This window comes from Bacillus sp. T33-2 (assembly GCF_002860205.1).
Taxonomy (GTDB): Bacteria; Bacillota; Bacilli; order Bacillales; family Cytobacillaceae; genus T33-2.
This window is the reverse complement of sequence record NZ_PGVB01000013.1, coordinates 1-22,823: the sequence shown is the minus strand read 5'-3', so window position 1 is coordinate 22,823 and position 22,823 is coordinate 1. Positions and strand designations below refer to the sequence as shown.

General features: G+C 41.6%; 19 protein-coding genes, 1 tRNA gene and 1 riboswitch. All 20 genes read right to left on the bottom strand.

Annotated features, from left to right (window positions below):
• Positions 1–4 precede the first annotated feature (4 nt).
• The 20 genes from CVD19_RS10885 to CVD19_RS10790 all read right to left on the bottom strand — a co-directional run bounded on the left by CVD19_RS10885 (position 5) and on the right by CVD19_RS10790 (position 22,744).
• Complete coding sequence (locus CVD19_RS10885) at positions 5–745, bottom strand: amino acid ABC transporter ATP-binding protein (RefSeq protein WP_101581894.1); 741 nt, start codon at positions 743–745, stop codon at positions 5–7.
• Between the two features lie 27 nt (positions 746–772).
• Positions 773–1,510 (bottom strand): amino acid ABC transporter permease, encoded by a 738-nt coding sequence (locus CVD19_RS10880; RefSeq protein WP_101581893.1) that lies wholly within the window; start codon positions 1,508–1,510, stop codon positions 773–775.
• 63 nt (positions 1,511–1,573) lie between these two features.
• Positions 1,574–2,404 (bottom strand): transporter substrate-binding domain-containing protein, encoded by an 831-nt coding sequence (locus CVD19_RS10875; RefSeq protein WP_101581892.1) that lies wholly within the window; start codon positions 2,402–2,404, stop codon positions 1,574–1,576.
• A 109-nt stretch (positions 2,405–2,513) separates the two neighbouring features.
• Positions 2,514–2,696, bottom strand: a riboswitch (Lysine riboswitch).
• A gap of 205 nt (positions 2,697–2,901) precedes the next feature.
• On the bottom strand, positions 2,902–3,510 hold the full coding sequence (locus tag CVD19_RS10870) for a hypothetical protein (protein WP_101581891.1): 609 nt from the start codon (positions 3,508–3,510) through the stop codon (positions 2,902–2,904).
• A gap of 9 nt (positions 3,511–3,519) precedes the next feature.
• Positions 3,520–4,692, bottom strand: a complete 1,173-nt coding sequence (locus CVD19_RS10865) for a ParM/StbA family protein (protein WP_101581890.1) — start codon at positions 4,690–4,692, stop codon at positions 3,520–3,522.
• Positions 4,693–5,226: 534 nt separating this feature from the next.
• On the bottom strand, positions 5,227–6,696 hold the full coding sequence (locus CVD19_RS10860) for a protein adenylyltransferase SelO (protein ID WP_101581889.1): 1,470 nt from the start codon (positions 6,694–6,696) through the stop codon (positions 5,227–5,229).
• A 244-nt stretch (positions 6,697–6,940) separates the two neighbouring features.
• Positions 6,941–8,590, bottom strand: a complete 1,650-nt coding sequence (locus tag CVD19_RS10855; RefSeq protein ID WP_101581888.1) for a catalase — start codon at positions 8,588–8,590, stop codon at positions 6,941–6,943.
• Between the two features lie 291 nt (positions 8,591–8,881).
• Entirely contained in the window at positions 8,882–10,408 is a 1,527-nt protein-coding gene (locus CVD19_RS10850; protein WP_142383518.1) for a hypothetical protein, read from the bottom strand.
• Positions 10,409–10,493: 85 nt separating this feature from the next.
• Positions 10,494–11,141 (bottom strand): hypothetical protein, encoded by a 648-nt coding sequence (locus CVD19_RS10845; RefSeq protein WP_101581886.1) that lies wholly within the window; start codon positions 11,139–11,141, stop codon positions 10,494–10,496.
• Positions 11,142–11,503: 362 nt separating this feature from the next.
• Positions 11,504–12,370: a CPBP family glutamic-type intramembrane protease gene (locus CVD19_RS10840; protein ID WP_101581885.1), complete on the bottom strand. Its 867-nt coding sequence runs from the start codon at positions 12,368–12,370 to the stop codon at positions 11,504–11,506.
• A gap of 369 nt (positions 12,371–12,739) precedes the next feature.
• Complete coding sequence (rlmH, locus tag CVD19_RS10835; RefSeq protein ID WP_101581884.1) at positions 12,740–13,219, bottom strand: 23S rRNA (pseudouridine(1915)-N(3))-methyltransferase RlmH; 480 nt, start codon at positions 13,217–13,219, stop codon at positions 12,740–12,742.
• Positions 13,220–13,320: 101 nt separating this feature from the next.
• Entirely contained in the window at positions 13,321–13,482 is a 162-nt protein-coding gene (locus CVD19_RS10830) for a CxxH/CxxC protein (protein WP_101581883.1), read from the bottom strand.
• 157 nt (positions 13,483–13,639) lie between these two features.
• Positions 13,640–14,887, bottom strand: coding sequence for a S1C family serine protease (locus CVD19_RS10825; protein WP_101581882.1), 1,248 nt, complete (start codon positions 14,885–14,887; stop codon positions 13,640–13,642).
• A gap of 199 nt (positions 14,888–15,086) precedes the next feature.
• Positions 15,087–15,881 carry an MBL fold metallo-hydrolase gene (locus CVD19_RS10820; protein ID WP_101581881.1) on the bottom strand — a complete coding sequence of 265 codons (795 nt, stop codon included), beginning with the start codon at positions 15,879–15,881 and terminating at the stop codon, positions 15,087–15,089.
• A gap of 4 nt (positions 15,882–15,885) precedes the next feature.
• Complete coding sequence (locus CVD19_RS10815) at positions 15,886–16,683, bottom strand: two-component system regulatory protein YycI (protein WP_101581880.1); 798 nt, start codon at positions 16,681–16,683, stop codon at positions 15,886–15,888.
• Positions 16,670–17,986, bottom strand: a complete 1,317-nt coding sequence (locus tag CVD19_RS10810; protein ID WP_101581879.1) for a YycH family regulatory protein — start codon at positions 17,984–17,986, stop codon at positions 16,670–16,672. The genes CVD19_RS10815 and CVD19_RS10810 overlap by 14 nt, the downstream gene beginning before the upstream one ends.
• On the bottom strand, positions 17,983–19,803 hold the full coding sequence (walK, locus tag CVD19_RS10805) for a cell wall metabolism sensor histidine kinase WalK (RefSeq protein ID WP_101581878.1): 1,821 nt from the start codon (positions 19,801–19,803) through the stop codon (positions 17,983–17,985). Before walK ends, CVD19_RS10810 begins: the two co-directional genes overlap by 4 nt.
• A gap of 9 nt (positions 19,804–19,812) precedes the next feature.
• A complete protein-coding gene (gene yycF, locus CVD19_RS10800) occupies positions 19,813–20,523 on the bottom strand; it encodes a response regulator YycF (RefSeq protein ID WP_101581877.1) in 711 nt (236 codons plus the stop codon).
• A gap of 279 nt (positions 20,524–20,802) precedes the next feature.
• A complete protein-coding gene (locus CVD19_RS10795) occupies positions 20,803–22,278 on the bottom strand; it encodes a M23 family metallopeptidase (RefSeq protein WP_101581876.1) in 1,476 nt (491 codons plus the stop codon).
• A 393-nt stretch (positions 22,279–22,671) separates the two neighbouring features.
• Positions 22,672–22,744 (bottom strand) — tRNA-Phe (locus tag CVD19_RS10790).
• Positions 22,745–22,823: the final 79 nt, after the last annotated feature.

The following is a 22,823-nucleotide window of genomic DNA, read 5'->3' as shown; positions in this document are numbered from 1 at the left end:
AACTTTAAGACTGTTTTAACGTCCGTTTTAAAAATTCCCTCGTTCTATCTTGTTTTGGATTGCTGAAAATTTGTTCCGGGCTTCCCTCTTCGGCTATAACGCCCTTTTCCATAAATACAACACGGTCCGATACTTCACGGGCAAATTCCATTTCGTGAGTCACAATCAACATTGTCAGGCCCGATTCCGCAAGCTCTTTCATTACTTTTAGAACTTCCCCAACCATTTCAGGATCAAGTGCCGATGTTGGCTCATCAAACAGCATGACATCCGGTTCCATCGAAAGGGCCCTTGCAATCGCCACCCGCTGTTTTTGACCGCCGGATAGCTGGTTTGGTTTGGCGTTAATATATTTATCCATTCCAACAACCTTTAAATATTTCAAGGCTACTTTTTCAGCTTCTTCCTTTGAGCGCTTTAACACTTTTATCTGGCCAACCATACAGTTGTTTAACACATTATGGTTGTTGAAAAGGTTAAATTGCTGGAATACCATCCCCAGGTTTTTGCGGTAGGCGAAAATATCATGCTTGTCGTCTAAAATATTTTCACCCTTATATATAATTTGACCGCCGCTCGGCATTTCTAATAGATTGATACATCGAAGAAGAGTCGATTTACCAGATCCCGATGAACCAATGATGGTGACTACTTCTCCTTTATTGACAGAAAAATCAATGTCTCTTAACACTTCATGGGTTCCAAAGGATTTATTTAGATGCTGAACTTCAATGACTTTCTCCATATATTCTCGCCCCCTTCCCTATGAACACTATTTCGCTGGCACGTCTATTTCCTCACCAAGAATCTGGTAATTTTTTGGGCCATCTATTTTTCTTTCAAAATAAAGCAGGATTCTTGTCACGATAAAGGTCATGACAAAATAGATAACACACGCGACAAAGAATGATTCGAAGTATCTAAAGTTATTTCCTGCAACTGATTTCGTCAGGAAATATAATTCTGAAACGGATATGACATTCAGTACAGAAGTGTCTTTTATGTTGATGACAAACTGATTCCCGGTTGCAGGCAAAATATTGCGAATTACTTGCGGCAAAACGACATTGATCATCGTTTGTATATGGTTCATGCCAATCGCCTGGGCTGCTTCAAACTGCCCTTTATCAATCGACACAATCCCGCCCCTCACGATTTCAGCCATGTATGCACCTGTGTTAATGGAAACAACGATAAGTGCTGCAGTTATCACGTTCATATCTATGCCAAATGCAAGAGCCGATCCATAATAAATCACCATCGCCTGAACAATCATCGGTGTTCCCCGGAAAAATTCTATATAAACAGAAAGAATGAGATTAATCAATTTAAGAATAACTTTTTTTGCTCCGCGTTCAGGCACAGGAATCGTACGTATTATCCCGGCAATCAAACCTATGACCGCACCAAATATAGTACCGATTAGAGCAATAAAGAGCGTCATGCCAGCCCCGCGAAGGAACATTGGCCAGTTTTCCGAAACTATTTTTACAATCCATTCAACACTCATCTTTCTCCCCCTTCATCTCATCATAAAACCGACTGCATGAAGCACAGCCGGTTTTATATTTGGTTATTCTGCTGCTGGTTGATTTTTTATCGCGTTATCCATTATGCTTGTACGTTCTTCCTCAGAGATGCCAGCTAAAATTTCATTGATTTTTTCTCTGTGCTTGCTGCCTTTTTCAAGGCCGACAGCAGTTGTCGTATCTTCTGGTGACGTTTTAAATCCTTCTGTAAATTCGACCATCGCAAAGTTTTCGTTTGCGGCTGAAGCACTGACTGCTTCAGGCCGTTCTGAAACATATGCATCAATGACACCAGATTCAAGTGCGACTCTCATAGCCGGGAAGTTGTCCATGGCTGGCTGTTTCGCGACACCTTTGATTTGGTCGATAACCGTATAATGGAATGTATTTAATTGAGCTGTAACTTTTGCGCCCTTGAAATCCTGGATCGATTTAGCTCCTTCATAGTTGCTGCCTTTTTTCACAACCATCACCAGATTGGACTGATAATAGTTGTCCGAAAAGTCGATTGTCTTTTTGCGATCCGCTGTCGGGGACATACCTGCGATGATGGCGTCAATTTTTCCGGATGTCAGGGCTGGTACAAGACCGTCCCACTCTGTTTTCACAATCACTAATTCTTTTCCAAGACCCTCTGCCACTTTTTTGGCGATTTCTACGTCATAGCCGCCTGCATATTCTTTTGTGCCCTGTATTTTGACAGCACCATTGGAATCATCCTTTTGAGTCCAGTTAAATGGCGCATATCCTGCCTCAAGGCCTACTTTAAATGTATCTTTTTCGGCTGATCCGGAACCAGTTTCACTGCCCCCGCACCCTGCTAATAGAATCATAGCTGAAATAAACAGCATGAATAATAACGAAGCTTTTTTCATCCTAATCTCTCCTCCTGTTTTCCCGGGACAATTTACACAACAAAAAAGCGACCTGAGATAAACTCAGGTCGCACTATGTATAGTTGCCCCTAAATCCCTCTCTTTTCCCAAATGAGATAGCACAACTCAATAAACCGGGTAATTTATTGAGACAGTCCTGCAGCTATTAACTGCAGACCCAGCAAGCAAAACAGAGAAGTATTACCCACTTCGGCGACATTTCCTTCTCTTTAGCATCATGGCTTCTCAAACTCCGCCAAAGACTGTTAAACATCGCGCCTCTACCTCACTGTTAAAAGTGAGGTTCTATTAAATTATGTTATATACACTACAATATCATATTGAATCTGTCAACCTGGCATGACTGAATGAAGACTTCTATTTCTTTCCTCGGCGGGGATTTCACGGACTAAACCCGTTGCTATAATGGAAAAAGTATCCTTGAGCGTCGGGATTCAAGGACAAAATCTTTTCGCTTCTTCGCTGTTTAAAATGATCTATTTATTCATTTTAGCAAGAAAATCCCCCAGGAGGTCTTCTAGATCATTTTCTATTTCTTCATTTGCTTCTTCTAGGATTCGTGGCTGTTTTTCTTTTGCCTCATCCCAGTCCAAATTACTTAAGTCATCATCCATTGCATCTAATTCAGCAGCTAATGATGTCCCGTCTTCAGAAAAATCGCTATTACCCTGTACAGTTGCAACCATATTGTCATTGATTGCTATCTCTTCTTGCAAGTATAATGCCTCGTCGATATCCAAAGTGTTACTATTAAATGAAGCGAGTAAAATAGTAGAACGAACTGGGTCAGATAATAATTGATAAATTATATTGCCTATCAATGCCTCAGAATGTTCATGCTTCAACCAATCTCGCTGTGATTTACTTAATTTATGGGGAAGCGGGATTGTTATCGTTTCCCTTTCTCTTGCATAGGAATTCCCGACTCCTTGCATCACAAAATCAGCAATTTTGCTTGAGAAATTTCTCCTTTCCGTTTCCTTTAACCTTTGCAAATGCTTTAGTACATGGTCAGGTGTGTCAGAAGGGACTCGAAAAGAAATCGTTTGCCCCCTCTTAACTTCACCCGCTTTGGGTTTTTTCATGGGATCACCTTAGTTCTTAATGGGCTCTTTAACCATTTTTTCCTTCTCTGTTTTTCTTACAAAGTCGGTAATTAACTTATAATAAGCATTCGCCATCATCCAAACACTTTCTTTTTCATCTTCAAAGAAATCGATATTGTAACCATCTAAATTATTATTTAATGTTTTAATATAATCCTTTAAAACATTGGCTCCGCCGCCTACAAAATAGCAAATTTCTGTCTGGGAGTTTTTCTGCCATATATTACGTAATAACCGATATTGCTTCTTCGCTAAATCAAGAAGAATACGATCGATAATATCATGAACACTTGTCCGGCTGCCTTTAACCATTATATGATTTCGATCATTTTTCTTCGTAATGATTTCAACAACATCTCTGCGACTGTCTAATTCCACACCATGTTTGGTTCTAATTTCTTCTCTTATGGCTTCTAATGATTCCGATACACCAAGATTAAATCCTTGTGCCTTATCATCATCGACATTTCGATTCCTGATAACCGCAATATCTGTTGATAGTCCTCCAATATCTTGGATTAATATCTTCTTATCAATTAAATCCTTATTAATAATTTTTAGATTGTTATCCATCACAAGGTTAATGTAGGCAGCAAAGCCCTCAGGATAGACCTTTACTTCATCAAACTTTATATTTACTTTTAATCCTTGATATTTTGGGGTTACCAGAAATTCAACTTGGTGGACAGAGCCAATTAGTCTAGAGCGATAACCAGCATCCTTACCCTCCTTAACTTCGCGAAGAGGCAGACCTGTTCCCAGTGTATATCTTCCATCAATCACATTTTTGGTTCGTTGGAAAACACTCTTATTTTCTGCCCTAACCGCATCTAAAGCTAATGTAGCAAAAAGCATGACTAATGTTTGGTCTTCTTCAGATTTACTGCTGCCTGGATCGAGTTCTGTCGCATTGTTACTCTTTGTTGCTAAAACACCCACGCGATAAATAACATTATTCTCTTTCAATGCTGGGGAATGCACCTTAATATGAATTCCTTCTAGCGGATTCTTATTATCTAATTCTTCTATTCCGATAACTGGACGATCTTCCGTATCCCTTGCGACAATGTTGGGAACGTTTAGTTCGTACTCTGCGTCCCCAAAAATCGCCTTAATCGAATCATTTCCAACATCAATAGCTGCAATTCTTGATTTAGACATAGATATTTCCATCCCTTTTCGTTTAGTCGAGTGTTAAAAGTAATTATGCATAATCCAATTTCTTTATTTTAAGGTTAAAGGGGATTACTATATTCTTCAATGATACCTGCCTAAAAAACACTAAATTGTAAAGCTGTAAACATATTGTAACTATTCAGTTTTTTGTAAACGATAGTGTAAACATTGATTACAAATATGTATACATCGTGTCCTTATTGATTGTAAACAGCACTGTATACATGTGAACATTTTTGTATACAGAGAAGTTTGCAAAATGGTAGACGTGCAAACATTTTTGTATACAGATTTTAGATATTCAAACTGCCAATTTATTGGTATTTCCTCAAGATTATTCATGCTATTATGAAAGATTAAAAAAACCTTTTTAGAACTTATGCTCTGAAAAGGCTCTTGATAAAGTTGGTTTCCGATACAAACACTAGGTATCGTTCTTTCATTCAAAACTTACACCAAAATACATGCTCTATTTTGTTTAAAAAGTAACAGTTCTTCTAACCATTAGTTTGTCCTATATCAGGTACCGCAAAAGGTGCGGTAAGGACGGGTTGTTTCTGCTGGCAGTGTAGCATATTCGCACTGTTCGGGAGAATATGCGTATGGGTCTGAAAGAACATCAACAAGCCTTTCCATCACGCTGTAGTCCCCCTGCTCTACAGCCGCTTCAAGTGCTTCTTCTACCAGGTGGTTCCGCGGGATTACCGAGGGATTACTGTCGCGCATCAACTGGCTCGAGGACTCCTTTGATTCCTCCTGCCTGCCGAGCCTCGACTGCCACTGTTCATGCCACTGGGTAAATTCCGGTGTCCCAAATAGGACTGTATCCTCGTGCCTGTCTAAAGTTAATGCACGGAAAGTATTTGTGTAGTCCGCACGATGCTTGTGCATCATGCCGAGCAGGTCCGCGATTAAGGCTTCATCCTGTTCTTCTTCATTGAATAGCCCCAGTTTAGCCCTCATGCCTGATAGCCAATTGGACTTATACAGCTCCGTAAATCCTGTAACAGTATCCTGGGCCAATTCCACAGCTTGCTCCTGATTTTCATGCAGCAGCTGCAAAAGGCTTTCCGCAAAGCGCGCGAGATTCCATCCGCCGATATAAGGCTGATTAGCATACGCATAGCGCCCTTCCCTGTCAATGGAACTGAATACTGTTGCCGGGTCATAGGTGTCCATGAACGCACAAGGGCCGTAATCTATGGTTTCCCCGCTGATGGTCATGTTGTCGGTATTCATCACCCCGTGGATAAAGCCAACGAGCTGCCATTTTGCAATGAGCGCAGCCTGGCGCTTGATTACTTCCTTTAACAGCGAAAGGTACCTGTTTTCGTCACCTTCTATATAAGGAAAATGGCGCTTTATCGCATAGTCAGCAAGCGACCGGAGTTCTTCAGCCGTCCCCCACCTTGCAGCATATTGAAAGGTGCCGACGCGCAGATGGCTGGCAGCCACACGGGCCAGAATGGCACCAGGAAGTTCGGTTTCACGGATAACCGGCTCACCTGTTGAGACCACGGCAAGACTGCGGGTGGTGGGGATACCCAGCCCGTGCATTGCTTCACTGATGATGTACTCGCGCAGCATCGGGCCAAGTGCAGCCCGGCCATCACCACCGCGGGAGTAAGGCGTTCTGCCCACACCCTTGAGCTGGATATCAAACCGCTCACCATCAGGGGTGATCTGTTCACCCAGCAGAATAGCCCGTCCGTCCCCTAACATTGTAAAGTGCCCGAATTGATGCCCCGCATATGCTTGGGCAAGAGGCGTAGCGCCATCAGGAAGCCGGTTTCCTGCAAATATCTCTGCACCATCTTCACTTCTTAGCGACTCGGCTTTCAACCCCAGGGATGTTGCCAGTGGTTCATTTAGAACTACAAATTTAGGTGAATTTACAGGAGTTGGTTTTTGAATGGTAAAAAACAGTTCCGGAAGCCGGGCGTAGCTAGTATCTAAGTTCCATCCTGTTTCAATCTTTTCGTTTTTCATCGTGTCTCCTTTTCCTCTTTTGTCTTTTATACATAACAATAGTTTCCTATTTATCATTGTTTTCTAATAAAAACATATGTCTGCCTATATATTATACCCTTCCACAAAAAAATGACGCCCGCTTATAACTCATAGTATGTAGTGAAATTAGAAATCACTTTATGCGGAAAAAGCAAAAAAGGCTGCCAGTCAGTCAGTTTTCACTGACATTCTGGACAGCCTCCTGCAATACTTACCTCATTGATTAATAAGGATCAGCTTCGTGGCTTTTCTCCACAGCCTGTTTTGTTGCTTCGTTCGCATCCAGTGAACCCTGGCCGAATTTCGATTTGCCGGATTCACGGCCTGGAACATTGTTTTCATTCGCCATTTCTTGAATTTCTTTCATTTTCATTTCGATGCCTTCTTGCACACGGCGGCCATAGTCTTCATCGGCTTGTGTGAAATGTTCAATCATGGCTTCCTGAATGCGTTTGTCGCATACCACAAGCGCTGCGGAAAGGTTTTTGATCAATTCATCGCGCTCCCAGTCTTCAAAGCTGCGGTACGTTTCACCCGCCTGGCCGTAGTTGTTGGGACGGTCAATCTGTGCGCTCATTGCCGCTGCAGTATATGTTGGGCGATGCTGTGGACGCTCTTCCTTGCTCGCTTCCTGATAGCCGCCGATCATCGATGGCTCATAATTGATATGTGGATTTTCCCCTGACTCCTTAGGGTCGCGTATGTCCATTTGGCCACGGTGCTGGTTCGTGCGGACAGGCACTTTCGGCGCATTCACAGGCAACTTCAAATAGTTCGCACCTACACGATAGCGCTGCGTATCTGAATAAGAGAAGGTGCGGCCCTGCAGCATTTTGTCATCCGAGAAATCCATTCCATCGACAAGAACCCCTGTACCAAAGGCGGCTTGCTCAATCTCAGCATGGTAATCCACTGGATTGCGGTCAAGGACCATGCGGCCGACCGGCAGCCATGGGAACTTATCCTCCGGCCAGAGTTTGGTATCATCAAGCGGATCAAAATCGAGCTCAGGATGGTAATCATCCTCCATGATCTGCACAAATAACTCCCATTCCGGATATTCTCCGCGCTCAATCGCTTCATATAAATCCTGTGTGGCATGACTGACATTCTTCGCCTGAATGGCGTCTGCTTCTTCTTGTGTAAGGTTGCGGATTCCTTGCTTCGGCTCCCAGTGATACTTCACGAGCACTGCCTCGCCTTTGTCATTCACCCATTTATAAGTATTTACACCTGAACCCTGCATGTGGCGGTATGTAGCTGGAATACCCCATGGAGAGAACAGGAATGTAATCATATGCGTTGCCTCAGGAGAGCGCGAAACGAAGTCAAACATCCCCTGAGGATTTGGCACGTTCGAAGCCGGATCGACTTTAAATGCGTGGATCATGTCAGGGAACTTCATCGCGTCACGGATAAAGAAAATTTTAAGATTGTTCCCAACGAGATCCCAGTTGCCATCTTCCGTATACATTTTTACCGCAAAGCCGCGCGGGTCTCTTGCTGTTTCCGGTGAATCCTTCGCCCCTGCTACGGTGGAGAAACGAACCATTAACGGTGTTCTCTTCCCGGAACCCGAAAATACTTTCGCGCGGGTGTACTTCTCTACCGGTTCATCCCCGACTTTTCCGTACGTTTCAAAATACCCGAATGCTCCAGCTCCTCTTGCGTGTACGACACGCTCCGGAACCTCTTCCCGGTCAAAATGGGAAATTTTTTCAATAAAGTGGTAGTTCTCAAGTGTGGCCGGACCGCGATTACCAATGGTACGGATGTTCTGGTTATCCGTCACAGGATGGCCCTGCCGCGTAGTCAACGTGTCACGTTTTACGTCTTGTCCATTTGAAGCATTGATATCTTTGTTCTCTGCCAAAATGAAAACCTCCTTAAAATTAATCAACCCTATCTTACCTCTTATCAGAATATTTTTACAGTAAAAAGGGTTGCACTAATTAGAATTAATATTAATCTAGATTTATACTAATCAGAAGAGGAAGTTAAACATCTTGGTACACCGTTCTACTTTTAAACGTAATGGAACAGGAATGGGATACTTTTACATTCTTTTCTTAATATTATTCCTTCGCCCATGTTATTAACTAAAATAAAGGCCCCTAAAAAAGGTGCCTTCATTATTTTAACGATGCCTTTATTTTTCAGAGGGTCATGGTTTAACGACTTCAAAGCCTAACCGTATGGCAGGGATTGCACTGCCTGGGTGGTCATCTCCATATGTCAGCTGCGGTGCAAGATAGATATCAGGTTTCTGCTGTTTTCCTCTATAAATTCCGGGGTAAAAGTCGATAATGTGGTATCCAGGCTCTCCAGAGGCGATCATATTGACAATCACTGTACCTGCAGTATTAAATCCACAAACATAACCAACATACCCATTATCGTAGGTAATATTATAGGTGTTATCGTATTCAGTCCATCCAACCCCTTTTAATTCAATCTGGATAGGAGTTCCGGGAGGGCCGGATGTTGGCGTAACTTTCACAATGGATGGTGTAATACTTATATATGTCTGTCCATAAATCTTTCCATTCATTTTTAGGTCGATCCGGTGTGGGATCCCACCCAGATCATCTGGTACGGGAAATGCTTTCGTAAATGAGCCTTTACTATCCGTTTCACTAGAAAATAGGTTTAATTGCTTTTCTCCGAAGCCATTTCCAGAAACACGGCTTCCTCTCATTGTATTAAAGATTACTTCAACTTTTTGATTTTTAGGCAGTCCATGAGCTTTCATTGTAACTTGTTCCCCTACAACACCTGAATCCTTATCTAAACTTACTGTTACACCAGACTCATTCTTTAGTTCAGGCATGACTACACCACCGTCAGCAGCTGTTGGAATGGCTTCGACCCATTGATTCTTATCAACTGTTCCTTCGGTAACTTCAAATGTAAAGGAGGGAACAGGCAAATAGGAGGTTGGTGCTTGTTCATGATTGATATAAGCCATTCCTAAATATCCATGCCAGATTGTCAAGGTATGCTTTCCAACTGGGCCTGCAGCCCGAATTTTGGCAACAGCTTTCCCATCTGTGGCAATAGCCGTTAGAAGACCTGTAAACTTGTTATCATAAGTTAGCTGCCAGTTTCGTTCCATATCTTCATAACCAATTCCATCAGCAGTAATAGTGATTTCTGTACCAATCGGACCGGATTCAGGTGACATTTTAAATGTTGGGTTAACATGGATGTTGGCTTGTGTCATTAATTTATTACCTTGTTTGACATAAATGGTATGGTTTCCACCAAATCCGCTTGGAATAGCAAAATCTCCTTCCAGTATTCCTTTTGCATCACTTTTCCCATTAGTTAATGGAACAACTTTGTCCTTAAACAAGACGCCAGTGAATTCATACAATCCATTTAGATCGAATTTCCCCTCTACCGTTTTCCACTCTAATTTTGTTTCTGTATTCGATTGAAGCCCCTTAATTGAAAAGTGGACAGGCGTCCCTACCTCACCTTTGGCAGTGGAAAGGGTAATTTCACCAGGGAAAACAGGTTCCCTATCTTTCTCTGATTGTTCACTTTCATTATTGTCTTTACTACTATTATTGTCTGCTTTTACTGCTGTTTCTTTTGACAGAGTAGTATTGCTGCAGCCAGTAATTATAAAAAGGAGAATCAATGCTGTTATTATATTAAATTTATTTTTTTTATAGGTTTTCCCCATATATTTGCTCCTTTTCAAATGATTAATGCCGATATAAAGAACGAGGAGCCATAACATGCTCCTCATTCCTTTCTTGATTAACTTGTTATTCTACGATGGTAAACTTATTATTTTTAGGCGCCCAGACATCCAGAACGTAGCCCTTTTTACCATGGCCCTTAATACCTTTTGATATTGCTTTAAATTTATAGTTGTATTCACCTGTCGGAAGATCTATCACCGTGGCTCCAGGATACGCATTTTTAAAATAGAGAGCGCTTACCCAAAAAGGTTTGCCTGTATTAGGGTCTACTGCGACTTCCCCCGTTTCGTGGTTAACATGATATTGGAAAGGTAACTCTAAAACTTTTTTCCCATTGCTCCTAATTTCTACATAAATTGAGAAATAATCCAGAAATTTAGCGGCAGCTGCATGGGTAGCAAATTCTTTAACCCCAGCCGTAAAGACAATATGTTCTCCCGCAGTACTTTTGTTAAACTCATGTACATCGGGCACACAGCCAAACCCTATGCCTCCATTACCAGCGATAATCCCATCAGTTGGCTGATGGTAAAGCCCAGGAAATTGTTCATTAGCCATCCCTAATGGAACTCCAATCCCTCCACTTTCTAAATTGATCAGATTTAGGTTAAAGCTGTGCTTGCCTTTTGCTTGCGTGCTGAATCCCATTAAAGAAAAGAGTAAAACAGCGGCCAGCCCAGCCAACAGTGCAGAATAAAGCCGTTTTTTCATCCACGTTCCTCCTTTAATTCGGTAATAACCATACAAAACTTGTTTACTGTTTTAGAGTACTACATGGACGGCTTATATTAAATTAAATTTTTTCCAAAATTTACAACATAAATTTTGGATACTCGACAATAGTCCCAACAAAATGGGGATGATGCAATCGTTTAAGAACGTTGTTTTATCTCCATTTTTTCATATACACTATTTTTTTGTTTGATTTTATCTTCTACATGTTTTAGCAACTGATTACCTTGATAAATACTTTTAAATAAAACTATTTAAAAAACGCCTCTACTTATGGTAAGGTTCGTTCTAGTGTATTTAAATGAAGTTATTTATTAGTGGAAGTAGTAAAGTGACAAATTTTATATTGTAAACGGTTGATTGCTGAAATCCTTAATATTGGCCTGTTTTTTAATTCTTATTGACCTAAGAAGCAGGCCTATTCCAAGAAATAAAACAGTTGCCATAACTCCGCTAATTGGATTAAGCCAAACGTCTACATTGTTTAAAAATGTAATAATTCCACTTGTTGCTACCAAAACAGTAGGAAACGCATCTTCAATTGCATGCATCAACACACATGGCCAGACGGATTTTGTAAGCCTGTATATTTCAACATACATAACAGTCCAACACACCATAAGCACACAGCCTGTCAAAAGCATTTCCATTCTTGAAAGTGATCCAAAATACTCATTTGGCAGAAATACCATGTAATACGCTGCATGCCACAACGCCCAAACAAGCCCAGAAATCAGATAAATAAGCCAGTCATTCATCTTTAGTTCCATTAGTTTTGGTGTCAGGTATCCACGCCATGTAAACTCCTCAAATATGTTTTTGATAAAATTACCACCAGCAGAAATAGCTACAAGTGATAAAAACGCAGACATTTCAATATGAGATAGTTTAATCCCCCCAAAAAGCAATGCCAAGCCAACGGTTATAATTGTAATTAACGGATAGATAGCAAATGACACAAGATACCACTTAATGTTACCTCTAAAATTGGGCTTAATACCCATGTCCTTCCAATCACGGTTGAAAACTCTTATTAGTATTGCTGTTAAAAATGGTAACACTAGCCACAGCAGCATACCCAAAGAGTTGCCTTCCGGCTGTTCGGGAAGAATAGAATGAACCCATACGCCAAGCCAGCCGCTTACCAGAACAACAATAACGAAAATAATCAAACTGTTCCTTTGTTTCGCTCTATTCTCGTTTAACATTTTCAGCCTCTCCCTTTTGCTTTTTTTTAGTTTCTCTACTTCCATTTAATGCCTATATAGATTACCTGGTAATTTAAAGTATTGTTTTATCGTCTTTATATCTTTATATTTTCACCTCCAAATAGAATTATGTCTGGACAGTAATCTATAACGTATGATTTTTCCTATACTCGTTTATCAATGCTAAAAGGTTATGAGCAATATTATTGTATTGACTTTTTTCAGGTTATAAACCGCAGAATTTTTGAAAAACACCGCAAAATATTGCGGTCACCATAAATTTTCAGCATCGGTATCCCTAAAAAAATAAACCTTAACACAATTGTGCAAGGTTTGTCTTATGAATGGAGAAGAAAGCAAAAACCGCATTTACTTATGGTACGGTTCCCCCCGATTGATCCTGAATGCCCGGTAAATCTGCTCCACTAAAATGAGGCGCATCAGCTGGTGCGGGAAGGTCATTTTTGAGAAGCTTAGCTGTTCTTCGGAACGCTTAAGGACTTCTTCACTAAGGCCGAGCGAGCCTCCGACTACAAAGGCGACTTTGCTTTTACCATAGGTTGCTAGCTTATCAAGGGTGTCGGCAAGCTCCTCTGATGACTTCAGCTTCCCGTCAATTGCCAGGGCAATCATATATGTATCACCACTGATTTTTGCCAGGATCCGTTCTCCCTCTTTTTGTTTTACCTGAACCATTTCAACCTTGCTCAGCTCTTCTGGTGCTTTTTCGTCCGCAACCTCAATTATCTCGACCTTTGCGTAGCTGCCGAGCCTTTTCGTGTACTCCTCGATTCCCTGCTTTAAATATTTTTCTTTGAGCTTCCCCACCGTAACAATGGAGATATTCACATGTAACACCCTCTTTACACACAGCTTACAAACAGTTTACAAACACTTTATCCACAATAGTTATCCACATATTCACATTGATATCCACATATTGTATGGGATCACTCGTTCGCTACAATATATACAGCAAGTTGTTCACAGTATCCACAGGTGGAACGTTTGTTTTCCACAGCATCTATTCTCGTTAGCTTGGGGGCTGTTTCGTATTCGTCTACGACCTCATCCAAGGCAACCTCAACATGTTCCTCGCAGCAATAAATCATTTTGCACACTCCTTACATATCACTGTACCGGCCCGCGGCCGACGTATAATAAAGATTTTCAGGCGAAAAAGCCAGTAACATACTTTATCCACAGCTTATTTTAACATAAAAAAACAGGAAAGCCTTTCAGCCTCCTGTTTAGGTTATCCACAATTGTTTAAAAAATTTCTCCTGAAAGCTTCAATGTGGTTTCTTCCAGTTTCCCATCGCGGTAATACTTGATCTGCATATTGTCGCCGACCTTCTTTTTATTGTAAAGATGCTTTCTCAGATCGACTGCATCCTTAATTTGCTCCCCGTCCATTTCCACGATTACGTCCAGTTCCTTCAAACCTGCTTTATCAGCCGGCGAATTCGGCATTACTCGCCGCAATGCCACACCATAATTGATGTCTTTCGGCAGCTTTATTTCCTGGAGGGCATAGGCCGGGATCTCGTTCACTGAATACAGATCCACTCCCATGTATGGCCTTTTTACTTCACCGTACTGTTCTAAATCATTGATGATAGGGCGGGCTGAATTCACTGGAATCGATAAACCGATTCCTTCAACCGCTGACTGGGCAATCTTCATCGAGTTGATGCCGACTAGCTGCCCGTCTATATTGACTAACGCCCCGCCGCTGTTACCCGGATTGATCGCGGCATCTGTCTGAAGCACTTCTGCCTGCCAGTCAGGTACCCCATCCTGGTTGATATCTACAGGAATTGCACGTTCCAGTCCGGAAATAATCCCTTGTGTTACTGACCCCGAAAATGTGGCTCCGAGTGGATTCCCGATGGCAATGACAGGCTCCCCAACCCGCAGCTTATCTGAATCCCCGAATTCAGCCACTGTTTTCACTTTTTCCGCTGGAATTTCAAGAACGGCAAGGTCTGTCCATGGATCGCTGCCGCGCAGCTCCGCCGGAATTTTTGTACCGTCCTTTAAGCTTACTTCAAGATCTGTTGCATCCTCTATCACATGGTGATTGGTTACCACAAAGGCCTTGTTGCCGTCTTTCTTGTATATAACACCTGAACCACTTCCGGCAGCCTGTCTGCCGCCGTCATTTTCAAACCAGAAACCTGAACCGCCGCTGCGGATATTGGTAATTCCAACAACCGCTTCCCCGGCTTTGTCTACAGCTTTCGTTACTCCGGTAGAGACATCAACGGAGACATTCCTCGTTTCCCCAGGTATAACATCATTGTTGTCATCCTGATTTTGCCCATCAGCAGACTGAAGGCTGTTGTCAGGCACCACTTTATAAGGCAGGACACCATATTCAGACAGGGTTGGAATGGCAAGTATGATTAAAAGAACTCCAACAATCGCCCCTGCCAGGCTTGCAAGAAAAAATCCGCCCCTGTTCCCTTTTTGCGGTTTATATCGGCTTTGATAGTCTTGATCGTAATAACCCAATGTATACCCATCCTTTCTGTCGATACAGTTGAACTAATCAGCAAACATTATCTCTCTTAATTATACTCTGTAGCCTTAAAAATTTTAAATAAACCGTTTCAGAACAAAAATATTCGCAAAATCGCGCGTATCCCGGACATAACAAAAAAGGAATGAAAGAATGGCCATAGGCAAAACTTTTATTCCCTTTATGTTTTGATTAAACTGCGGTAAGAGCGGTGGGTGTTTTCGGGTCTGTATCATACAGGCTGAATTGCTCACCCACAATCAACCCCCTGCTTTCAAGTGTCTGTGCTACAGACATTCTTGCCAGGTCTTTCATATTATTGTCAAGGCTAAGGTGAGCCAGGTAAATCTGCTTCGTCCGGTCACCGGCTACTTCACTCATGGCAATCGCCGCATCCTCATTGGAAACATGCCCGACGTCGCTTAAAATACGGCGTTTTACATTCCACGGATACCGTCCCATCCTGAGCATCTGTACATCATGGTTGCTTTCAAAGACATAAGTTTCTGCATTTGAAATGATCCCTTTCATCCGGTCGCTGACATAGCCGGTATCGGTGATCAGCACCAATTTCCTTCCAGCATGGTGAAAAGCATAAAACATTGGTTCAGCTGCATCATGTGATACTCCGAACGATTCGATATCAAGGGAGCCAAAACTTTTGACAGTTTCCATGTCAAAACTGAATTTTTGCTCAGTAGCAATTTCACCTATAAGGCCGTCCATCGCCCGCCACGTTTTTTCGTTGGCATAGATGGGCAATTTATATTTTCGGGCTACGACCCCGATTCCTTTTATATGGTCACTGTGTTCATGGGTAACAAGGACACCTGATAAATCCTTCATGTCCCTGCCGATTTGCTGGAATAATGCTTCCATCTGCTTGCCGCTTAAACCGGCATCCACCAAAAAGGAGTGGTCCTCCGTTTCTACATAAACCGCATTCCCAGTACTCCCGCTCGCGAGTACACTAAAATGCAACGACATATCATCACTCCGTTACTTGTTTTTCTTCATCATCAAGTGGGATCACATGGCCTTCAAATGCATTAACAAACAAGCTTTTTTCACCGTTAATGACAAATCTCCACGTCGGTGCCAAAACCTGTGAACCAGTGATTTGCACAAGCGTCGAATACCCAAGCTCTATATGTGTAATTTCACTTTTTGGCTTTAATAAATCTTTATTAAATAACGTTTCTATTGCCCTTAATGGAGGCAAAACCTCCTGTTTTTCAGACAGTTCTTCGACCACTTCCAGATAAGTTTGCTCATAATATACCAATTCATTTTTATCATTCAAATAAAAGGTAATTTGGCCATTCGCATTTTTGTACAGTACTTTATTTCGGTAATACTGGAAATACGTAATTTGCTTGTCCTTCTCGTTTATTTCCCAGAATCGGTATTGGTCACCATAAGGAACTTCATCCTTTACAAATGAACTGTTGAATTCGGACTCATCAAATTTACTGCTCAATTTTACTGGCTTGTCCAATTCAACCCTCAGAATCGTTCCATTCGCAAGGATTGACGGGCTGCCTGTCGGTCCCTTAATGTCGTCCTCGGTAAAAACTTTGGGTTTGACACTGACATACCTTTCCTTAGGAATTACTTTTGGCAGCTCTTCATACGTGATTTCATCATTTTTCAACTTCTCTTCTAAAGGAGCTTCTTTTATAAATTCGTATTTTGCTGAGTTTCTCGTATTCATGAATTGAAAGACCAGATAAATATCCAGCAGGAGAAACGTCAAGATGAAAATGGTTTTGATTTTACTCCAATCCACTTTTCGCCCCTCCTGTCCCGTCCGTTGTAAGCTCATTCCATTGGTTATTATACGAATAGAACCAGCCAGGCTCAAGAATGATGAGCGAAGGATTGTCAGAATCCTGCCTCATGTAGTATCCGGGAGTAAGATCATCCAGGTACTCTGGTTTAATGTCTTTCTGTTGTCCAAGCATTTCCAGGATTTCGCGGCCGGACATGATTGTTTCCTCAGCTGTATCGAGTTGAAGCTGTAATTGGAACCCGGGACGGGTGTACTTATTAATTTCTGTCTGTCCCCAAACCTGTTTGATTTCTGACATGCCAATCGGATTAAAAACAGGGTAGCCATCCTTGCTGTATAAACGGAAGGTCACAGCCCTGTCAGAATCATCCCTGTCGGCAAATCTGTATAAGCCGGTCCATCCACTGTGGCCATTGACAAAATCGATGCTTTTCTGTACTGCATTGCTGGTCGCTGACACAGATTCTTTGTCACTTAGAGGATTGATATACTCGATCATATTGATGTTGGTGTTCACAGTCATTTTGCTTGTATCGTCGGTGTACTCCTCTATACCTGAACTGTAGCTTTTTTGCACAAATCTCGGATCTTTAAACAGAGCATTTTTTAACTGCTCAGAATCAAGCTGAACAGTACGGTATTTATACTGGGCCATCTCTATTTTCTCTTCAGGCAGATAGACCACTCTGCCATTTTTCAACTGATGCTGGAAATACTGGGGCAGTTCATCCGCATTATGGTATATTTCGTTATTAAATTCATTAATAAATGCAGGGTTTACGTGGCAAATATAGGCCTGCTTCGCTTTGGATGAAAGAAAATAGACTTCCCCTTCCTGCTTGCCTGAGGTGTGGACGTTAATCAGGATTCGGTCAAACTCAAATCTCGGAAGCTCTTTATCATCAAAATTCAATACTTTCTGGTACAATTCTACTGGAATGTCATCTGGAAAAATGATTTCAGCCATTCCTTCACGGCCAACTTTTTCATTAAACTCGGCCATCCTGTCAGAATAATTTCTTACGTCGTAAAACTTCCATTTGTCCAGCTCGTTGATGACTCTGTCCAAATCATTATTATTCATTGTCCCATAATCATTCCCCTGGTAATGGTAGATGACTTGATGGGGCTTAACAACTTTCTTTAATTCCTGTTTCGAACTCAACGCGACTTCATTCACGGTATCTGCATTTTCCATCGTTTCGAGATTCGGCTGAAAAGTCCAAATCCCCCATGTGAGGGCTCCGCTTAAAGCTACCAGAACCGTTAACAGTGCGGTTTTAATATTTTCATATGTCATGACCAATCATCCTCCGCCACAGGATCATATGGGAGGGTGAAAAAGATTTCTGTCCCTTTACCTTCGATACTTTCGGCCCAAATCTCCCCATCGTGGGCATTCACCATTTCTTTTGCTATCGCGAGGCCAAGCCCTGTTCCGCCAAGTTTTCGCGTCCTTGCTTTATCAACGCGATAAAAGCGGTCAAACACCTTTTTAATGTTTTCTTTCGGAATTCCAACTCCTTCATCAGATACACTAACCAAAATATGGTCTTCATGTACAGACATCTTAAAGGTAATCCGGCCGCCTTCAGGTGAATATTTCATGGCATTGGATATTATATTGTCCAATATCTGAGTAATTTTATCTTCATCGATTTCTACTAAAAGGGAGTCTTCTGGAAGCTTGCGGATAAAGGTCACATTCTGGTTCTTTGTCAGTTCAAAACGGTCGATAATCCTGTGGAAAAACACTCCGAAATCAACCCATTCCTTCGAGAGGCGGTAATCTTTGCTGTCCATTTTTGAAAGCTGAAGCAAATCGTTTACAAGCCGAATCATTCTTTCAGTTTCATTCTGGGTAATTTGCAGAAAGTTGGGTGCTATGTCTTCATCCTTCCAGGCCCCTTCTGCGAGTGCTTCAAGATAGCTTTTCATCGTTGTGAGCGGAGTCCGCAATTCATGAGACACGTTCGCCACAAATTCGCGCCTTTCCGAATCTATCTTTTCCTGTTCAGTAATATCATGCAGAACTGCAATTAAACCATTGACAAATCCACTGTCTTTTTGAATGACCGAGAAATTTGCCCTTAAGATGAAATGCTTCTTTTTTGAACTATAATCCAAAATTACCGATTCTTTTTCCTGCAGCAAATCATCGAACGTATAATCTTCTTCCAATCCTAAAACCGAAATAATCGGCTGTGAAAGGACTGTTTCACGTGAAACATTCAACATCTGGGCTGCAGGATCGTTAATAAGGATGACCCGGCCTTTCCGGTCAGTCGCAATGACTCCATCGGTCATATATGATATCACTGATGATAATTTCCGTTTTTCACCTTCGGTAGTTGCCTGTGCTTCCTGCAGTTTCTTTGTCAGGTTATTAAACGTAATCGCCAGCTGCCCGATTTCATCATATCCGTACACTTTTACCTTACGGGAGAAATTTCCCCTTGTCATGGCAAGCGCCTGCTTCCTCATATCTGCAATCGGCCTGGTGATCGTCTGGGCCAAAAGAACGCCAAGAACCGCCGTAAGCACGAGAGCGATTGCTGTACCACTGGCAAGGATTTTATTGATATCCTTCATTTGGGAAAATATATTTTCTACTTTCGCGACAAGATAAACGGCACCGATAACTTCACCTTTTGATTTAATTGGGGTCAATTGGACCCAAACCCTGCGGCCTGTTTTCGGGTCAATCTGACTTTCGCCCTCTTCCTTTTCAAGCACAATCGTGCGCTTGATTTTCAATTCAGTTGTCCTCTGGCCTTCAATCGACTGGTTATCAGATGATGCGATAATTTTAAAGCTTGCACCATCAATCACCCGTAATTCCGATATATCGGAACCTTTATAGTCTTGCAGGATTTTTCGAATAGCTACGTCCAATGGTGGGTCTTCCTTGCCACGTTCCTTTACCATTTCTTCTTCTATGTCGTACACAAGCATATTTACACGTTGTGTGAGGGATGTCTGATAGTTGGATAGTAGTGTATCTTCCAATTTTCTGACAAAATATACGCCGATAATCTGCATCGCAACGAGGATAAGGAGCACATAGATGATCACAAACTTAAGATGTATCGAGCGAAAAAAACCAACCTTTTTCATTCTATATTTTTACTCCTGATCCGAATTCCTTAAATAATAGCCTACTCCTCTGCGCGTCACAATCCATGTCGGGTGGCTCGGGTTATCCTCGATTTTTTCCCTAAGGCGCCTTACGGTTACATCGACTGTACGCACATCGCCGTAATAGTCATATCCCCAAACTGTTTGCAGGAGATGTTCCCTTGTCATGACTTGCCCAATATGCTTGGCTAAATAATGAAGAAGTTCAAATTCCCGATGAGTCAACTCAATCGTTTCACCGCGTTTTGAAACTACGTAGGCATCCGGGTGGATTGTAAGGGTTCCAATTGAAATCTCATTGGACTCCTCACCTTCACCAGGCACTGCAGCTATTTGCTGATGGCGGCGGAGGTTTGCCTTCACCCGTGCAATCAGTTCTCTCGTGCTGAATGGCTTGGTCACATAGTCGTCAGCGCCAAGTTCGAGGCCAAGCACCTTATCAATTTCTGAATCCTTTGCTGTGAGCATGATGATCGGCATTTCGTATTTTTTACGGACTTCCCTGCAAACTTCCATGCCATCTCTTAGAGGAAGCATAATATCCAGCAGGATTAAATCCGGCTGGATCTCTTCTACCATTTCGATCGCCTGATTGCCATCATAGGCACAATATACATCGTAGCCCTCTTTTTTTAAATTGAATTGCAGAATGTCTGCAATTGGTTTTTCGTCATCCACTACAAGGATCTTTTTCTCCATACCTTTTCTCCTTTAATTAATGCTTTGTATTCTATCTAAAACGTGGAAGTGTACAATTGTATGATATATCTTTACTTTAACATGATATAAAAGTTAATTCATCTGTTATAGCCGGGCTGGAAATAATAATTGTGGTATAGAACAAAAAGCTGGATGCTTTTTTCAACTTCAAAGCCTGATTCACGGAATTTATCCACTTATAGCAATTGCGCAGCGTACGGATAATAAAAAAGCCTCTAGATTTTTCCTAGAGACTTTCATTTATTATTCGTTAAACCTTTATCGGAGAACTGTAATAGGATCAACAAGACTTCCGTTTTTATACACTTCAAAATGCAAGTGGACCCCTGTTGAATCACCGGTCGCTCCCATAACCCCAATTTGTGATCCGCGAGGCACCGTCTGACCCGGGCTTACATTCATTGAAGCAAGGTGGGCATAAACTGTCCGGTAACCGTTTTGGTGGTCAATGATGACTTTATTTCCATATCCGCCATCCCATCCGGCTGAAACAACAACTCCATTATCAGCTGCTTTGATCGTGTAATTGCTTGGTCTGGCGATATCGATCCCTTTATGCTGCCTGCCCCAGCGATAACCCATATGGCTTGATACATACCCGCCGGACGCTGGCCATACAAACGACCCTTCCCCCCTTGATGGCATTACTTTTGTTCCTTTAATGACAATTTCTTTTACTGGCTCCTGCAGAACATCTGATTTAACAGCCTGTTTTTGGATAACAATTCCATTCTGCTTTGAGACCTGATAGGTTACCCCATTTATCCCATTTTGGCCTGCCTGTTGAACCTTTGTGTCATCTTTAAACATTGAAGAATCGGTTACTATTTCTTTTTGGAAGGCAATGGCTTCCTTTTGATAAATCTCTTCATCTACTACTACATCAACAAAAGGCTCCAGGACTGTTACATTTACTTCCTGGTCTATTTTTAGAACAGTATCTTCAGTGAGTCCAGGATTTAAAGAGATCAGCTCGGCAACCTGCAAGCCATGGGCGTCTGCGATTCCTCCAAGCACGTCTCCTTCTTTTACTTTGTATTTTTTCTCTTCCAAAGTGCCTTTTTTGAGCAGATTAACCGCTTCTTCAATGGTTAAAACTTGTTTTGGATCAATTTTTTCTTCAGAAAATGAAACCTTTTTCGAGAGCCTTACGTCTAATATGCGAGTTTCGTTTTCTTGTAATTGTGGTAAAGATAGATTAGGGTTATTCTTTCTTGTTTCAATTTCAGTTAATTGCTCCTGGGAAACAAATTGCAGCTTAAGTTGATTGATAACAGATTCCGCCGCAGCCGGGTCTTTCAGGTGGGCAACGGTTTCGCCGTCAATGACCAGTGACACCGCCTCTGCCTGTACGTTAAATTGTTCATCAAGCACTTTTGCTACCTGATCTGTGTTCACACCAGCAGCGGAGCGAAATACCTGTTCCGGTACAAAATTCACGTCAGAATCGAGGGACAAATTTAAATCTTTGAATTCCTCTTTCATTCCATCGATTTTTTCTTGAACCAGCTTTTCAATTTTCGCTTTGTCCGATACAGTGCCGATAAATTTATCATTTGCATATACATAATAAACAGTAGTTAAGTTAGAGTCAGCAGCAAGTGTTACATCCCCTGCACCAAACGACAACGCGGATACGGCAAATGCAGTGATTACCGCTTTCTTGATCACTGGCTTCATTTGAAATGATGATTTGCCCGAAAATCTGGACAGCTTCTTTTTCAAATTCTCCATGAATAATCCTCCCACAATCCGGAAACCCATTATAGGCTAGTACTAATAGACTAATATTTTCGATAAAACAATACCTTTATACTTTACCATATCATTTATTGAAAAGATGATTGGTCTTTGTAATGTAACAAAAATGTATAATACCTGACATTTTATTACGTTTTTTGTCAGCTACATGGAAATTGATATTGGATATTTCGACTCATTCTATAGATGATAAATAGTCCGAAAATCCAGTTATATCAAAGATATTCTATTACTTTTGGCTAGTATTTAGGCCGGTTCCACCTATTTTTTAATATTTCAATGAGGTTAATAGGTAATAAGGTTTAATATTACATTTATGTAACAAAAAAAAGAGAGCACGTACCTTAGTACATGCTCCCTTTTTGATGGCTCGGGACGGAATCGAACCGCCGACACAAGGATTTTCAGTCCTTTGCTCTACCGACTGAGCTACCGAGCCGTATTAATATTCGTTTACTAAACTTTAATTGAAAGTCTACCCTTTGCTCAAAAGACCTCACGGTCTTCCTCGCAAGTTG

Coding starts and splice junctions, on each gene's coding strand:
- CVD19_RS10885 (WP_101581894.1), bottom strand. CDS start 745: ATGGAGAAAGTCATTGAAGTTCAGCATCTAAATAAATCCTTTGGAACC.
- CVD19_RS10880 (WP_101581893.1), bottom strand. CDS start 1,510: ATGAGTGTTGAATGGATTGTAAAAATAGTTTCGGAAAACTGGCCAATG.
- CVD19_RS10875 (WP_101581892.1), bottom strand. CDS start 2,404: ATGAAAAAAGCTTCGTTATTATTCATGCTGTTTATTTCAGCTATGATT.
- CVD19_RS10870 (WP_101581891.1), bottom strand. CDS start 3,510: ATGAAAAAACCCAAAGCGGGTGAAGTTAAGAGGGGGCAAACGATTTCT.
- CVD19_RS10865 (WP_101581890.1), bottom strand. CDS start 4,692: ATGTCTAAATCAAGAATTGCAGCTATTGATGTTGGAAATGATTCGATT.
- CVD19_RS10860 (WP_101581889.1), bottom strand. CDS start 6,696: ATGAAAAACGAAAAGATTGAAACAGGATGGAACTTAGATACTAGCTAC.
- CVD19_RS10850 (WP_142383518.1), bottom strand. CDS start 10,408: ATGGGGAAAACCTATAAAAAAAATAAATTTAATATAATAACAGCATTG.
- CVD19_RS10845 (WP_101581886.1), bottom strand. CDS start 11,141: ATGAAAAAACGGCTTTATTCTGCACTGTTGGCTGGGCTGGCCGCTGTT.
- CVD19_RS10840 (WP_101581885.1), bottom strand. CDS start 12,370: ATGTTAAACGAGAATAGAGCGAAACAAAGGAACAGTTTGATTATTTTC.
- CVD19_RS10830 (WP_101581883.1), bottom strand. CDS start 13,482: ATGATTTATTGCTGCGAGGAACATGTTGAGGTTGCCTTGGATGAGGTC.
- CVD19_RS10820 (WP_101581881.1), bottom strand. CDS start 15,881: ATGTCGTTGCATTTTAGTGTACTCGCGAGCGGGAGTACTGGGAATGCG.
- CVD19_RS10810 (WP_101581879.1), bottom strand. CDS start 17,986: ATGACATATGAAAATATTAAAACCGCACTGTTAACGGTTCTGGTAGCT.
- walK (WP_101581878.1), bottom strand. CDS start 19,803: ATGAAAAAGGTTGGTTTTTTTCGCTCGATACATCTTAAGTTTGTGATC.
- yycF (WP_101581877.1), bottom strand. CDS start 20,523: ATGGAGAAAAAGATCCTTGTAGTGGATGACGAAAAACCAATTGCAGAC.
- CVD19_RS10795 (WP_101581876.1), bottom strand. CDS start 22,278: ATGGAGAATTTGAAAAAGAAGCTGTCCAGATTTTCGGGCAAATCATCA.